Annotated in this window: 11 protein-coding genes and 1 tRNA gene; 9 read left to right on the forward strand and 3 right to left on the reverse strand. The window is 54.3% G+C overall.

The window, feature by feature from the left end; genetic code table 11:
• The first annotated feature begins 93 nt into the window (after positions 1–93).
• Positions 94–1,470 carry a branched-chain amino acid transport system II carrier protein gene (locus E0E37_RS14265; RefSeq protein ID WP_130863669.1) on the forward strand — a complete coding sequence of 459 codons (1,377 nt, stop codon included), beginning with the start codon at positions 94–96 and terminating at the stop codon, positions 1,468–1,470.
• Positions 1,471–1,850: 380 nt separating this feature from the next.
• The gene (locus tag E0E37_RS14270; protein ID WP_130863670.1) at positions 1,851–2,630 is read left to right on the forward strand and encodes an enoyl-CoA hydratase-related protein; all 780 of its coding nucleotides are present in this window, start codon (positions 1,851–1,853) and stop codon (positions 2,628–2,630) included.
• A gap of 211 nt (positions 2,631–2,841) precedes the next feature.
• Here the strand turns inward: E0E37_RS14270 and E0E37_RS14275 are convergent, their stop codons facing one another.
• Both E0E37_RS14275 and E0E37_RS14280 read right to left on the reverse strand, forming a co-directional pair.
• Positions 2,842–3,120 (reverse strand): SelT/SelW/SelH family protein, encoded by a 279-nt coding sequence (locus E0E37_RS14275; protein WP_130863671.1) that lies wholly within the window; start codon positions 3,118–3,120, stop codon positions 2,842–2,844.
• A complete protein-coding gene (locus E0E37_RS14280) occupies positions 3,104–5,224 on the reverse strand; it encodes a sigma 54-interacting transcriptional regulator (RefSeq protein WP_165445371.1) in 2,121 nt (706 codons plus the stop codon). The genes E0E37_RS14275 and E0E37_RS14280 overlap by 17 nt, the downstream gene beginning before the upstream one ends.
• Positions 5,225–5,648: 424 nt before the next feature.
• On the opposite strand from E0E37_RS14280, the gene E0E37_RS14285 reads away from it, so the two are divergent.
• The 6 genes from E0E37_RS14285 (at position 5,649) to E0E37_RS14310 (ending at position 13,038) form a co-directional block, all read left to right on the forward strand.
• The gene (locus E0E37_RS14285) at positions 5,649–6,953 is read left to right on the forward strand and encodes an aspartate aminotransferase family protein (RefSeq protein WP_130863673.1); all 1,305 of its coding nucleotides are present in this window, start codon (positions 5,649–5,651) and stop codon (positions 6,951–6,953) included.
• A 298-nt stretch (positions 6,954–7,251) separates the two neighbouring features.
• Entirely contained in the window at positions 7,252–8,445 is a 1,194-nt protein-coding gene (locus E0E37_RS14290; RefSeq protein WP_130863674.1) for a CaiB/BaiF CoA transferase family protein, read from the forward strand.
• 59 nt (positions 8,446–8,504) lie between these two features.
• Entirely contained in the window at positions 8,505–9,269 is a 765-nt protein-coding gene (locus E0E37_RS14295; RefSeq protein WP_130863675.1) for an SDR family NAD(P)-dependent oxidoreductase, read from the forward strand.
• 189 nt (positions 9,270–9,458) lie between these two features.
• Entirely contained in the window at positions 9,459–10,907 is a 1,449-nt protein-coding gene (locus E0E37_RS14300; protein ID WP_130863676.1) for a 4-hydroxyphenylacetate 3-hydroxylase family protein, read from the forward strand.
• A gap of 63 nt (positions 10,908–10,970) precedes the next feature.
• Positions 10,971–12,152, forward strand: coding sequence for a thiolase family protein (locus E0E37_RS14305; protein ID WP_130863677.1), 1,182 nt, complete (start codon positions 10,971–10,973; stop codon positions 12,150–12,152).
• A gap of 31 nt (positions 12,153–12,183) precedes the next feature.
• Positions 12,184–13,038: a 3-hydroxyacyl-CoA dehydrogenase family protein gene (locus E0E37_RS14310; protein ID WP_130863678.1), complete on the forward strand. Its 855-nt coding sequence runs from the start codon at positions 12,184–12,186 to the stop codon at positions 13,036–13,038.
• A 305-nt stretch (positions 13,039–13,343) separates the two neighbouring features.
• On the opposite strand, the gene E0E37_RS14315 is transcribed toward E0E37_RS14310, so the two are convergent.
• A tRNA-Leu gene (locus E0E37_RS14315) sits at positions 13,344–13,430 on the reverse strand.
• A 247-nt stretch (positions 13,431–13,677) separates the two neighbouring features.
• On the opposite strand from E0E37_RS14315, the gene E0E37_RS14320 reads away from it, so the two are divergent.
• Entirely contained in the window at positions 13,678–15,078 is a 1,401-nt protein-coding gene (locus E0E37_RS14320; protein WP_130863679.1) for an MATE family efflux transporter, read from the forward strand.
• Positions 15,079–15,087 lie beyond the last annotated feature (9 nt).

Consider the following 15,087-nt stretch of genomic DNA (forward strand, 5'->3'; position numbering starts at 1 on the left):
TTTCATACGGCCCATATGAAAAAAGAGATGCCATATCTGAAGTAAAGTCCCCCGGGCGGAGCGGATCCGTCCGGGGGCAATAGGGAGAGTAATATGATCAACGACAAAAAAACAGTGTTAAAAGACAGTCTTGTCATTGGGTTTGCCATGTTTGCCGTTTTCTTCGGCGCAGGCAATCTGGTGTTTCCGCCGCAGATCGGTCTGGTATCGGGAGCGCAAGTTATACCCGCTATCATTGGATTGGCTCTTTCCGGAATTTTATTTCCGATGCTGGCCGTGGCGGCGGTGGGAAACATGGGAAGCACCCTGCAGGAAATGACCAGACACGTCCATCCGAAGCTCCATGTGGCGTTTATGGCTGTGGGAATTCTGGGAGTCTGTTTCGGAACCATTCCCCGCTGCGGAGGCGTAGCTTACGAGGTGGGGCTGCTGGGGATCTTTCCTGAACTTCCGGCCGTTTCCAAGTGGATCTTCCTGCTGCTCTTCTTCGGCCTGTCCTTTATCCTGGCCAGCAGTAAGTCCACGGTTATGGACAATATCGGTAAATTCATCACCCCGGTCCTGCTGATCTGCCTGCTGGCTATCGTGGTCCTGACCATCGTCAACCCGCTGGGCAAGCCTACAGGAGGAGTGGTGGACAACGCGTTCACCAACGCCTTTACCACGGCGATCAATACAGGAGACGTGGCTACTGGCATCGTCTGCGCCGGTATCTTCATCGCCACGCTCAACGGCAAGGGCTATAAGCCGGGCAGGGCGCAGAAAATGATGCTGGTAAATATCATCGTGGTGGCGTTTGTCATCCTGTTTATCGTCTACGGCGGACTTTGCTGGCTGGGCTCCACGGGAACGGAGCTCTTTGCGCCGGACACGGACAACACCGTGCTTCTGGTGGGTCTGGTCCGCAATCTGGCGGGTTATACGGGCATTGTAGTCCTGTCCCTGGCAATTCTGTTTGCCACTTTCACCACGGCCGCAGGCATGATCGCCACGGCGGCGGACTGGGTGGTACAGCTGTCTCACGGAAAAGTACCTCATAAACTGGCGGCGCTGGTGCTGGCCATCGTGATCATGCTGGTGGCATCCACTGGGGTGAGCTTCGTCATCAGGCTTTCCGGACCGCTCTTTATGCTGCTGTTCGCACTGTGCGTCGTCCTCACCATATTGGGACTGTTCAAGAAGTTTTTGAACGACGGCGTATGGAAGGGCGCCTGTCTGATGGCGATCATCGTGGGCTTTTACCAGGCCTACGCGGTGGCAGTGGCCAACGCGCTGATCCCGCAGGTTCCCTTTATCGATTCCATCTTCAACGCCGTACCTCTGGCGGCCATGGGATTCCCCTGGCTGGTACCCTCGGCAGTGGGCGGTATCGTAGGCGGCATCATCTGGAAGGTCATGAAGAAAGAGAGCATCGCTGATGAGATCGATCAGCTGATCGCCCAGGGGGACGGTCCCCAGAGTGCCGCGTAAGGTCGCGGTTCGATTCAGCCTTCCCTTTTCCCTTTGCGATCTGTTTTTGAATCAGTTCAGATGGAATTAATTCGGGACTGAATCAAAGTTTTCCTGTACCGGTTCCTGCTGCACGTCCTCTGGACGCGGGAACCGGTTTTTCTATTTACGCAGAAATGAGAGTTTCCAGTCTTTGAGACATTTCTTTGCTGTTATCTTCAGATCGGTCTTCCGCTCTCCCCTTTGTTGGCACGTAATTTGCGATAATATCAGGACAGAATAGGCGTAATTCTGTTTTCTGCCGGCATTCCGGACGGGGCTTGCGAAAGCCCGGCGAAAAGGGATGGATAAGCCGGTAGAGAAGAAACGGCGGCGCAGAGCAAAGCGCACAGGAGGGAAAAATGGAATATAAGAATATTAAATTGGAACTGGAAGACGGGATCGCCGTGGTGACCATCGCCAGGCCCAAGGCGCTGAACGCGCTGAATACCCACGTGATCAACGAGCTGATCCATGCGTTTGAGTGGATCGACAAGGCCGCGGAAGCGAAGGCGGCCATTCTCACGGGAGAGGGCCGCGCCTTTGTGGCCGGCGCGGATATCTCACAGATGAAGGATCTGGATATCAGAGACGGCAGAGACATGACGCTGCTGGGCCAGGGGCTCATGGAGCTGATCGAGACCATCGACAAGCCCGTCATCGCCGCAGTGAACGGATTCGCGCTGGGCGGAGGCTGTGAGATCTCCATGGCCTGCGATATCCGTATCTGCTCAGAAAAGGCCAGGTTCGGTCAGCCTGAAGTCAATCTGGGCATTATTCCAGGCTACGGCGGAACTCAGCGTCTGCCCCGGCTGGTGGGAAAGGGCATGGCTAAATATCTGATCATGACAGGGGAGCAGATCGACGCGCAGGAGGCTTACCGGATCGGTCTGGTGCAGAAGGTGGTCCCCGCGGAGGAACTGATGGATCAGGCGAAGGCCATCGCTGAAACGATCATGGCAAAGGCGCCCGTGGCCATCAAGATGGCAAAACACGCGGTGAACAACGGCATGAACGTAGATCTCAGATCCGGCGTGGCCTACGAGGCGGAAGCCTATACTACGACTTTTTCCACGAAAGACCGGACGGAAGGAATGACAGCCTTTGTGGAAAAGCGGACTCCATCCTTCGAGAACAGATAAAGCCGCGGCGCTCTCTCTAACTTCAGTTGAGAAGGCGTGTGTGCTCTTGTCAATTGAAGCTATCATTGATACATACAAGAAAAAGTCCTTCCTATCCCGCTGTTTTGGGGATGGGAAGGACTTTTTCTCTTTTGCGGGCAGAAGATCTTTATATCGCGCCGGGCGGCCGGCGCTGCCGGAAGCGCCGTCGGTCCGGCCTGTCCGCTGGCCTTCATCCGCAGGCCTGTGCGCAGCGGTCTACGATCTCACAGGCGGCGTTCAGGTCTCCAGTGTTGATCAGGGCGGCAGGGCAGGGATAAGTCCCGGTAAGGAGACATTCCGAACGGCAGCCGTTGATGAGCAGAATAAAATCACAGCCCGTATCTTCATTGAATACAGAGAAAGAGATCTCCGGAAAACGTTCACACAGGCGCTGGTAGAGCTGCAGCCTGTCGAATCTGGGATTGCAGCCGCCGCAGAAAAGCACGCCGGCTTTAATACCTGTTTTCATCGCCCTCATCCTCCCCGGTCTTGCAATATTCTTTGTACTTGCGGAAGAGCGTAGGCTGGCTGACTCCCAACAGCGCCGCGGCCTTGTAGGTGGTTTTCACCCGGCGCATCGCCCGGGTGATGAGTATGGTCTCCACTTCGCGGACCGCGTCGTTTAAGGGCATGATCCCGTCCACCGTTATTTTGGCAGGGGAACTGCCTGAGGACTGCGCCGATGACTGATAATTGAGCAGAAAGCTGTCGATGACGTCCTCATCGCTCATGACGAACTGTTTTTCGATAAAGTTGCCCATCTCACGGATGTTTCCCGGCCATTCATAATCCATGAGCTGATTGATGAAGTTGGAAGTGATGATCTTGTTCTCGTTGTATTTCTCATTCAGATCCCGGATAAAATGTTCCGCCAGCCCGGGGATCTCGTCCAGTCGTTCGCGCAGAGGCGGAATGGTGATGGAAAATACATTCAGGCGATAGAATAGGTCGCTGCGGAAGGTCCCCCGGGCGATCATCTCCTCCAGATTGCGATTGGTGGCCGCGATGATCCTCACGTCTACTTTTTTGCTTTTCGTGTCGCCGACTCTCGTCACCTCGCCGTCCTGAAGCACACGCAGCAGGGTGGACTGCAATCCCAGGGGCATTTCGCCGATCTCATCCAGAAACAGGGTGCCCCTGTCCGCCAGTTCAAACAGACCTACCTTGCCCTTGGAGCTGGCGTTGGTAAAGGCCCCCGGGGCGTAGCCGAAGAGTTCTGATTCCAGCAGATTGGCGGGGATCGCCGCGCAGTTGATCTTGATATAGTTATTGTCCTTCCTCAGACTGTTCATGTGTATGTAGCGGGCGATGATCTCTTTGCCCACGCCAGTTTCCCCCAGGATGAGCACGGTGGAGGCCTTGGAAGAGACCTTTTTGGCCAGCTTCAGGACCTCCTTCGTCTGCTTGCTGTCACAGACGATGCGCTCTGAGGAGATATCGCGGAACAGTTCTTCCTGATAGAGACTGGACGCCATTTTGGAGAGCTGCAGTTCCTTTTCCAGCGTCACCAGTTCAGTAATGTCGCGCACATTGGTTATGACCTGCTTCACCTCTCCGTTTTCGTCGAAGATGGGACTGCCCGTAATGATGAGATTTTTCTTGTTGGGAGCCGTCTGGGTGCGGGTCACGGGCTTTTTCTGTTTGACTACCTCGTCGGTCACATAGACGGGGAGGACGCCTTCCCTGACCAGATCCTTCATGTAACGTCCCACGATGGTTTCTTTTGGGATACCCGTTATCCTGTTGTAGGATCTGTTTACCTTGAGCGTCAGGCCCTCCGCATTCGTTATGTAGATCCCGTCGTAGGAGTTTTCGATGATGGCTTCCAGATTCTTTTCACTCTCTCTGATCAGCGCAAGCTCCCGCTGAGTTTTTTCGGAATCGGTCACATCCTGAAATACGCTGATAGCGCCGACGCTTCGCCCGTGTATTTTCAGGATCGTGCGGTTTGCTTCAATGATCTTGTCGTTTAAAGCGCTCTTGTGATTGATCTGGGGATCTCCCTGGAATAGAAAATCGCTGAGGGAACAGGCGGGGATGGCCTCCGGCAGGGGGCGGCCCACCACCTTGGCTGCGTCCACATCACAGATTTCCGCGGCCGTTTTGTTGATGCAGACGATATTCTTCTGTTCATCCATGGCGATGATACCGTTGTGACAGGAATCCAGAATCGAATCGATGATGGTCAGCGTATTGTCCATGGTGTGCTGATGGAGCAGATCATTGGCTTTTCTGTCGATAATGCCCACGCATTCCTGCCCGTCATATAAAAGCAGATATTGGTTGGTCAGATTCTGTTTGCTGAAGGAAGAAAACTGGGCGATGTCGATGGGCCGCACATCGGTCTCCACAAATTCCTCCCAGGTCAATACCGCCAGGCGGTCCGCCTGCATGAGCAGGGACTGGATGCGGATCACACCGGCGACGGCGCCGTGTTCCATCAGGAGCAGATAATCGATGTCGCCGGACGCTGCTTTCATGATCGTTGGAACGACGGGGGAGGTCGCGCATATTTCTAAAACCGGTGAGACCGTTGGCTGAAGCTGTGCGTGAAAAAACGATGAATTGAGCAATTTTATGACCTCCTTTGATTTTGAGGAAGATCGAACCATGTAAAAAAGTCCGTCTACAGGCAATTTGTTTCATTAGAATCAGTGTACAATATGGAACAGAAAAAGACAATTCATTTAATTCAAAATTGGATTTTTTATTTAAAGCTAAATTAAATGAGGAGGAAATTCAAGGGCTGATCCAGGAGAAAAAAGCGCAGAGCCCTTCATTTTATCAGCTTTTATAGAATTTCATGGATCTTATCCCGCTTGGCACGGGGCTTGCTTTAGTATATAGTCATAATACCTTCAGTTGGCAAGAGCGCGTCAGCGGAAGGTAAATGAGATCAATGAAATGAGGACGATGGAGGAAAGGAGGGACATGAGTGCTGCGTCCCCGTCGTGTCTGTTTGATGCATCTATATATTCTTTAAGTTGGAGAAGAGAAATGAAAGAATTTGAAACGGGAAAATCGAAGGCGTTATTTGAAGAGACGAAAAAGTATCTGGTGGACGGAGCCGGGAGTTCTTTCCACAAGGCTGCTGTGGAGGAATATCCTATCTGCATGACTCATGGCAGGGGGAGCAAGCTCTATGATGTGGACGGAAACGAATACATCGATTACGTTGCAGGCTTCGGTCCGATGATCCTGGGGTACAGCCCCGACTGTGTGAACGAGGCGGTAAAGGAGCAGATCGGCAGGGGATCTCAGTTTTCCGCCACGACGCCGCAGCTGTGCCGGCTGTCGAAAAAGCTGACGGAGATCATTCCTTCAGCGGAGATGGTCAGCTTTCAGAGCTCCGGAACAGAGGCGAACATGCATGCCTTTCGCGTTGCGAGAGCTTACACGGGAAGGAACAAGATCGTGAAGTTTGAGGGGCAGTACCACGGATGGTCCGATGAACAAAAAATTACCATCGGCGCCAGTGATGTGGGATGTCTGGGTCCCAGAAATCAGCCGTGGAAGCTGTTGGGATCGGCGGGTCAGCGTGCTGCGGCGGGAGACGATCTGATCATCGCTCCGTGGAACGATCTGGAGATCCTTGAAAACATCTTTATACGGGACGGTCAGGATATCGCGGCGGTCATCACCGAGCCGTACATGTGCGACGAGGGACCGATCATGCCCCGGGAGGGCTATCTGAATGGACTTCGCCAGCTCACAAAGAAGTATAACATTCTGCTGATCTTCGACGAGGTCATTACCGGTTTTCGGATGGCCCTGGGCGGCGCCCAGCAGTATTTCGGCGTTACTCCCGACATGAGCGTATTCGGAAAAGCTATCGCGGCGGGATATTCTCTGTCCATGGTCTGCGGCAGCAGAGAGATCATGAGCTGCGGCGTTCATCCATCCGGAACATTCAACGCCAACCCCATCGCCGTGGCGGCTTCGCTGGCCGCCATCGAAGCGCTCTCAGAGCCGGGCTTTTACCAGCGCCTGGAGCGCCTGGGGCTGATGCTGGCCGAGGGGATCGTGGAGACAGGCAAAAAGCATGGATTAAAAATATATGCTGCAGCTCACGGCGGGATCGTGCAGATGCAGATGGGCATCGACCGCGCCCCTCTCGATTTCCGGGATGTGCTGCAGAATGTAGATTCCAGGACCTACAATCAGGTTTTCCTGAAGACCGCCCGCTACGGCGTCAGGATCACCTCCAGCAGAGGACGCATTTACATCTCCGCCGCACACACAGAGGAGGATATCCAAAAGACCCTCGCCGTGTTCGATCAGGTTTTTTCCGAATTAAACTGAGAGCAGACGTCCAGCTCCGGCGCGGCCCCGCCGGTAAAGCGGGCAACAGCGACTGCCCGACGGCGTGGACGGAGTTGGAGAAAAGAGAGAGAAAAGAGTACGCGCTGCAGAAAGATTCAGAAATGAATAAAATCATACGATTCAATATTGAATCAATAATACAAACCTTGATCAATGCAGTAAGAAAAAATGGACGGAAAACGGTCAAAACGTGGAAATATGGCGATTCTTCCCGTTGGCACGGGTCTTGCTTAATATAATGAGTATCTGATTAAACGAAGCTGGAGGAACGGATGAAATGACTTATGGAAAACGACCGCTGGAAGGGGTCAGAGTTCTGGATTTTACACGGGTGTATTCCGGCCCTTACTGCACGATGATGCTGGCGGACCTGGGCGCCGAAGTGATCAAGGTGGAAAAGAACGGAACCGGGGACGACACCAGGGCATTCATGCCCATGAAAGACGGGGAGAGCGGGTATTACCTATATCTCAACCGAAATAAAAAAAGCATTGCGCTGGATATGAAAAAAAAGGAATCTGTGGAGATCGTCTATCGACTGGCAGAATGGGCCGATGTGGCGGTAGAAAATTTTTCACCGGGAGTAGCGGAACGTCTGGGGATCGGATACGACGACCTGAAAAAGAAGAATCCCGCTATCATTTACGGTTCGATCTCCGGATTCGGACAGAACGGTCCTTACCGGTGCAAGCCCGCCTACGACGTGGTATGTCAGGCCATGGGCGGATTTATGAGTTTGACGGGAGAGGCGGGCGGCAAGCCCTATAAGCTGGGACCCTCCATCGTGGACGCCTCCGCCGGTATTCACATGGCCTTTGCTATCGTCAGCGCGCTGTTCTACAGGGAAAAGACGGGAGTGGGCCAGTTTATTGACATAGGCATGATGGATACCGCTTTCTCCACGCTGGAAAACTTCGTGGTGACGAAGACGTTGACGGGGGTCACGCCAACCAGAAACGGCAATGCGAATCTGGGTTCGGCGCCGTTCAATTCTTACCGCACCAGGGACGGGTACGTTACCATCGCCGTGGCCAACAACAGCCTGTTCGATAAGCTGACCACGGTCATGGACCGCAGAGATCTGCTGCAGGATGAGCGGCTGGATCAGAATTATAAGAGAAAAATGAACGAAGATATCCTGGATGTGATCATTGAGGAGTGGACTCAGAACTATACCACGAAGGAGATCTGCGACATGCTGGACGCGGCCGGAGTGCCGGTGGGACCGATCCTTGGCATCGACGAGCTGATCTCAGATCCCCACCTGAAAGAACGGGAAATGCTGGTGGAGATCGACAGCCCTGTAGTGGGGAAGGTGATCTATCCGGGAAATCCCATCAAGTATTCGGAGACAAAGGTCGACCGCTTTGAATCCGCTCCCGGTCTGGGTGAAAACACGAAGGAGATTCTCGCCGTCTGCGGCTACGAAAACAGGGAGATCGAGGAGCTGATGAGCAAAGGTATTATATAGACAAGGATATGGTTTTGAAGGTATCAGCAGGATTTGTACATAGACAAAGGAGGATCGAAATGGAATTGTTTTCTCTGAAAGGGAAGACCGCCATCGTGGTCGGTGGAAGTAAAGGGCTGGGATACGGCATGGCCGGCGGGCTGGCGTCCGCGGGAGCGGACGTGGTCATCAGCAGCAGGAAGCAGGCGGACCTGGACCGCGCCGCCGCCCAACTCTCGGAACAGACCGGCGGCAGCGTGACAGGCATAGCGGCGGACGTGTCCGTCAAGGCCGGCGTGGACGCGCTGGTGTCCGCGGTGGCTGGGCGGTATGGTCACATCGACGTGCTCATCAACGGAGCCGGTCTCAATATCCGGAAAAACATTCTTGAATGTTCGGAAGAGGACTGGGACGCAGTGCAGGATGTTCAGATCAAATCTGTATTTCTCATGTGCCAGGCGGTGGCGAAGCATATGGTGGAAAAGGGCATCCACGGCAGACTGATCAACATCGCTTCGCTGGCCAGTACGCTGGGACTTCCCAACATGGTCTCCTATTGCAGCGCCAAGGGCGCGGTGGTCCAGCTGACCAAGGCTCTGGCCAACGAGCTGGCGCCGTACGGCATCAACGCCAACGCCATCGGACCGGGATACTATGAGACGGAGATGACGAAGCCCATATTTGAGGACCCGGAGAGACGGGCGGAGCTTTATTCCAGGATCCCCCAAAAATGCTTCGGAAAGCCGGAGGACCTGGCTGGAACAGCGGTATTTCTGGCGTCTGACGCCTCAAAGTATATTACAGGCCAGGTGATCTATGTGGACGGAGGCTTCCTCAGCTGCTAGAAATGCGGTACAGATAGATACGTAGAATAGACCGGCCGGCCGGCGTTTTCCCGCCGCCGGCCGGTCATAAGCCGGAACGCCGCCGACCGGCGGCAGCCCCCAGGGATCCGGAGTCTGGGCGGGCCCTGCTGAAATTTGATATGGAAATTAAATTAAAATATTCAAATATAAGAAAGGAATGTGGACATTATGATGAATGGAAAACAGTACAGGGAAAGTTTGAAGAAGCTGAAACCGATCATTTACTGCAACGGAGAAAAGATCGAGGATGTGACCACTCATCCCATGATCAGGCCCCACGTAAATTCCGCTGCTATGACCTATGAGCTGGCGTCGGATCCGCTGTATCAGAATCTGATGACGGCAAGATCTCACCTGACGGGCAAGACGATCAACCGCTTTACACATATCCACCAGAGCAAAGAAGACCTGGTAAGCAAGGTAAAGATGCTTCGTATGATCGCCAATAAGACCGGTACCTGCTTCCAGCGGTGCGTGGGACTGGACGCCATGAACGCCACCTTCATGACTACCTATGATATCGACAAGAAGTGCGGCACAGAGTACCACAAGCGGTTTGTGAAATGGCTGGAATACGTGCAGGAAAACGATCTGATGATCGCAGGCTCCATGACCGACCCTAAGGGAAACCGCAGCCTGAAGCCCTCCGCGCAGGCTGATCCGGACCTGTTTACCCGGGTAGTGGAAAAGAGAGACGACGGCGTGGTACTCTGCGGAGCGAAGGCTCATCAGACCGGTATGGCCAATTCTCACGAGATGCTGATCCTGCCTACGACCAATCTGCTGCCGGGAGATGAAGCCTGGGCCATCGCCTGCGCCGTTCCCGTGGACGCGGAAGGCGTGACCCACATATTCGGCAGACAGACCAACGACCAGAGAAGGCTGCAGGGTCACATTGATACAGGGAATGCGGAGTATGCCATCGTCGGCGGCGAGACGCTGACGGTCCTCGACCACGTCTTTGTTCCATGGGACAGAGTGTTCATGTGCGGCGAGATCGAGTTCGCTCAGGATTATGTGACGCGTTTCGCTTCCTATCACAGGCAGAACTACGGCGGATGTAAGGTGGGGAATTCCGACGTGCTCATCGGAGCTACCGCTCTGATGGCCGACATGAACGGCACGGCCAGAGCTTCCCACGTGAAGGATAAACTCATCGAGATGACCCATCTGGCTGAGACCATGTACTGCTGTTCGCTTGCATGTTCCTATGAAGGGCACAGGACCGAGGCCGGAAACTACTATGTGGATACGCTTCTGGCCAACGAAGTGAAACTGAACTGCACCAGAAATATTTATGAGATCGCCAGACTGGCCCACGATATCGCTGGGGGCTTTATCGCCACGCTGCCGTATGAGAAGGACCTGATGGCGCCGGAGACCGGCGATCTGATCCGCAAATTCCTGGCCGCCAACGCAGAATTCGATGCTGTCGACAGAATCAAGCTGGCGCGGCTCATCGAGAATATGTCCGGCGGAACAGCGCTGGCTGAGTCCATGCACGGGGCGGGCTCGCCTCAGGCCATGAAGGTCATGATCCTCAGGGAATCCAACATGGACAGGAAGAAGGAGCTGGCCGCAGATCTGGCAGATCTGTTCTGTGAAAAAGAAGCCTAACAGTTGATGAGACCCGGCCGGAGCCGCGGGGAGCGGCCCTGGCCGGCAGTGACGGAGGGAGTTATGAGAGACGTTGTTATTGTAGAAGCGGCGAGAACAGCCACAGGAAAATTCGGCGGGTCCCTTTCCAGGATCCCGGCGCCGGTGCACGGAGCCGAGTGTGTAAAAGCTGTGGTGGAACGCAGCGGGATCGATCCGCAGCAGATCGACGAAGTGATCATCGGAACCCATTTTCAGGCGGGCACGAAAGCAAACCCGGCCAGACAATGCGCCATTTACGCGGGACTGCCGGATACGATCCCGGCTTTTACTCCCAATAAAAACTGCGCCACCGCCATGAAGGCCATGCAGCTGGCTGCGCAGTCCATCCAGGTAGGCGACAACGACGTGGTCATCGCAGGCGGCTGCGAGACCATGAGCGATATTCCCTACATACTGAAAAAAGCCCGCTTCGGCTATCGCATGGGCCCGGGAAAGATCGAGGACAGCATGCTCCACGACGGCCTGGTGGATCCGTTCATGAACTATCACATGGGCATTACAGCCGAGAATGTGGCGAAGAAATGCGGTATCACGAGGGAGATGCAGGATCAGTTTGCAGTGGAAAGCCACCGCAAGGCGGAAAAAGCCTGGGCGGAAGGCAAGTATGACGCAGACATCGTTCCGGTGACCATCAAGAGCAAAAAAGGAGACGTGGTGTTCGACCATGACGAGACATACATCAAGGACGCGCGGTTGGAGAGCTTCGCCAAGCTTCCGGCCATCTTTCAGGAGGGCGGTACCGTTACGGCGGGAAATGCTTCCCCCATCAACGACGGATCTGCGGTGGTGCTCATGATGAGCGCGGAGAAAGCCAAGGAGCTGGGTCTGAAGCCCATCGTCCGATACGTGGCCGCCGTATCCACGGCGCTGCATCCTTCCATCATGGGATACGCGCCGGTGAGCGCTGTAGAAAAACTGGAAAAGAAAACGGGGATCCACCGCAGTGACGTGGGACTGTTCGAGCTGAATGAAGCTTTCGCGGCGCAGGCCGCGGCCTGCGTGCAGGACCTGAATCTGGATCCTTCCATCGTCAACGTGAACGGCGGAGCCGTGGCGCTGGGACACGCGGTGGGCTGTACCGGCTGCCGGATCAGCATTACGCTGATGCGGGAAATGCAGAGAAGACAGGTGAAATACGGCGTCGCTTCTCTCTGCATCGGCGGCGGCCAGGCCATGGCCATGATGTTTGAGCTCTGTGAATAAGCGGATCATCGTACAGAACAGGAGAGATAAGATGGCAGTAAAAGAATTATTCGTAGTGGGCGCGGGCCAGATGGGTTCGGGGATCGCTCAGACCGCGGCGTCAAACGGCATCAAGGTGATCATGCATGACATCAAAGAGGAATTTGCCGCCGCAGGATATCAGAAAATAGAAAAGAATCTGACCAAACTGGCCGCAAAAGGCAAGCTCTCAGAAGAAGAAAAGACAGCTGTTTTAGCAAATCTGTCCACCACCACAGATCTGGAGGACGCGAAGAATGCCGACTTCGTCATCGAAGCGGCATCAGAGAATACGGAGATCAAGCTGGAGGTCTTCCGCAGGCTGGATCAGATCTGCAGACCGGAGGCGGTGCTCGCCTCCAACACTTCATCTATTCCCATCACTGAGATCGGCAGTGTGACCAAAAGACCGGAGAAGGTCATCGGTACACATTTCTTCAATCCCGTTCCGGTAATGAAGCTTCTGGAGATCGTCACCGGATACGTTACCTCGGATGAGACGCTGCAGATCACGCTGGAACTGGGCGAACAGCTGAAAAAGGTTACCATCAAATCTATCGACAAAGGCGGTTTCATCGTAAACCGGTTGGTGGATCCATTTATCAACGAGGCGATCTTCATGGCTGAGGAGGGGATCGGAACGCCGGAGGATATCGACAAGGGCGTCAGAAATGGCCTGAACCATCCCATGGGTCCCCTCGAACTGGCCGACATGATCGGTCTGGACGTCATGCTGGCCGTGATGGAAGTTCTCTACTTTGAATACGGCGACACCAAATACCGTCCCGCACCGCTGCTGCGCCGCATGGTACGAGCCGGGCATCTGGGCCGAAAGACGGGAAAGGGCTTCTACGACTACAGCAAGTAGGACATGGATCGTTTATGTCGAACTCCCGATGCATATTTCAGTAAACGGCCAAAATTTAAAGAAAATAGCAGAAACGCTGCGAATGATGTTATGATAGATGTCATCAGGGGCGTTTCTGCTATTTTGTTAAAGGGAGATGAATTATGACAAATCGAGAGTATTTATTAGAAGTGATCAAGCCGCAGATCATGCAGTATCTGTCGTGTTTGAAGGAGAAACGTGAAAAGGATGCGCCGGTGCGATAAGAGAATAAAAATATGAAAAAACGACAGCCTTTCGTCATCGACGAAGCTGTCGTTTTTTTCTGGTGCCGGCGATCGGGGTCGAACCGATACGGTGTTGCCACCACGGGATTTTGAGTCCCGCACGTCTGCCAATTCCATCACGCCGGCGCAACACTAGTATAATAGCATAGATTTCAGTGGAAATCAAGATGTAGTTTTCGCGAACGTCCTTGAGGGGAGCAGGGCGATATGATATGATTGTTTTAAGAGTTTTGCCGCCCCCAGACCGGCTGCGAAGGGATAAGGGGCGGACATGCGGGGATAATTCTAATGAAGAAATGCGTTCGCCGCGATCAAGAGACGGCGGAGAGCTTTGAAGATACTTCGGAGAGAAAATACATAGGGGAAATCTGCTATGACTGATGTGGAACAAGAAAGAGCCGTCCAAAAAGAAAACCCGCTGGGCCTGCTTCCGGTGGGGGAACTGCTGAGGAAATTCGCGGTCCCCAGCATCATCGCCATGCTGGTGTCCGCGCTGTATAATATCGTGGATCAGTTTTTTATCGGTCACAGCGTGGGAGAGCTGGGCAATGCAGCCACCAACGTGGCGTTTCCGCTGAGCACGTCCTGCGTGTCTCTGGCGCTGCTGTTTGGGATCGGCGGGGCCTCCATGTTCAATCTGACCATGGGACGGGGAGACCGGGAGAAGGCGGTGTATTACCTGGGAAATGCCGCCGTGCTGCTCTTTGGCTGCGGCACGCTTCTCAGCGTGGGCGTTCTGTTGTTTCTCGATCCCCTGCTGACCTTTTTCGGATCCCCCGGCAATGTGCTGGCGTACGCCCGCACTTACACCGGCATCACGGCTTTTGGATTTCCTTTTCTGATCCTGTCAAACGGCGGCGGACATCTGATCCGTGCGGACGGCAGCCCTAACTATGCCATGGTGTGCAATATTTCCGGCGCTCTGATCAACACGATCCTGGACCCGATCCTGATATTCGGGTTTGGGATGGGCATGGCGGGAGCCGCCCTGGCCACCGTGGCGGGACAGGTGTTTGCCGGTTTTCTGGCCTTTCGGTATCTGAGGAACTGCAAAACGGTGAAGCTTCGGAGGGAACATCTGGTCCTGCGCCGGCAGTACGCCGGCCGTATCATGTCCCTGGGAGCGGCGTCCTTTTTTAACCAGATCGCCATGATGGTCGTTCAGATCGTCATGAATAAATCGCTGACTTATTACGGGGCGCTGTCCGTATACGGCGAGGCCATACCTCTTGCATGCGCCGGTATCGTGTCGAAGGTGGGAATGGTCTTTTTCTCGGTAGTCATCGGGATATCCCAGGGGCTGCAGCCCATCGTCAGCTTCAATTACGGGGCGGGAAACTGCGCAAGGGTGAAGCAGGCGTACTCGCTGGCTATCCGGGCGGGACTTTTTATCTCCATCGTGGCCTTTTTGATGTTTCAGATCTTTCCCAGGCAGATCATTTCGCTGTTTGGGTCGGGTTCAGAGGAATACATACAGTTTGCAGTCTCCTATTTCAGAGTGTTTCTGTTCTTCACATTTCTGAACTGCATCCAGCCCATCAGTTCCAATCTCTTCACGTCCATCGGAAAGCCGAAAAAGGGGATCTTCCTCTCTCTGACACGGCAGATCCTCTTTCTGCTGCCGCTGATATTGGTGCTGCCGCTGTTCATCGGGATCGACGGTATTCTTTACGCCGGGCCTGCCGCGGACTTCATATCGGTGGCGGTGACCGTCGCCATGGTCTGGTCGGAGCTTCGGCGGATGGGAGCGGGACAGGAGCCGGCAATGCGCTGACTGCAGATT

This window comes from Bacilliculturomica massiliensis (genome assembly GCF_900605495.1).
GTDB classification, from domain to species: domain Bacteria; phylum Bacillota; class Clostridia; order Peptostreptococcales; family Anaerovoracaceae; genus Bacilliculturomica; species Bacilliculturomica massiliensis.

Coding starts and splice junctions, on each gene's coding strand:
- E0E37_RS14295 (WP_130863675.1), top strand. CDS start 8,505: ATGGAATTGTTTTCTCTGAAAGGGAAGACCGCCATCGTGGTCGGTGGA.
- E0E37_RS14305 (WP_130863677.1), top strand. CDS start 10,971: ATGAGAGACGTTGTTATTGTAGAAGCGGCGAGAACAGCCACAGGAAAA.
- E0E37_RS14290 (WP_130863674.1), top strand. CDS start 7,252: ATGACTTATGGAAAACGACCGCTGGAAGGGGTCAGAGTTCTGGATTTT.
- E0E37_RS14265 (WP_130863669.1), top strand. CDS start 94: ATGATCAACGACAAAAAAACAGTGTTAAAAGACAGTCTTGTCATTGGG.
- E0E37_RS14300 (WP_130863676.1), top strand. CDS start 9,459: ATGATGAATGGAAAACAGTACAGGGAAAGTTTGAAGAAGCTGAAACCG.
- E0E37_RS14320 (WP_130863679.1), top strand. CDS start 13,678: ATGACTGATGTGGAACAAGAAAGAGCCGTCCAAAAAGAAAACCCGCTG.
- E0E37_RS14285 (WP_130863673.1), top strand. CDS start 5,649: ATGAAAGAATTTGAAACGGGAAAATCGAAGGCGTTATTTGAAGAGACG.
- E0E37_RS14310 (WP_130863678.1), top strand. CDS start 12,184: ATGGCAGTAAAAGAATTATTCGTAGTGGGCGCGGGCCAGATGGGTTCG.
- E0E37_RS14275 (WP_130863671.1), bottom strand. CDS start 3,120: ATGAAAACAGGTATTAAAGCCGGCGTGCTTTTCTGCGGCGGCTGCAAT.
- E0E37_RS14270 (WP_130863670.1), top strand. CDS start 1,851: ATGGAATATAAGAATATTAAATTGGAACTGGAAGACGGGATCGCCGTG.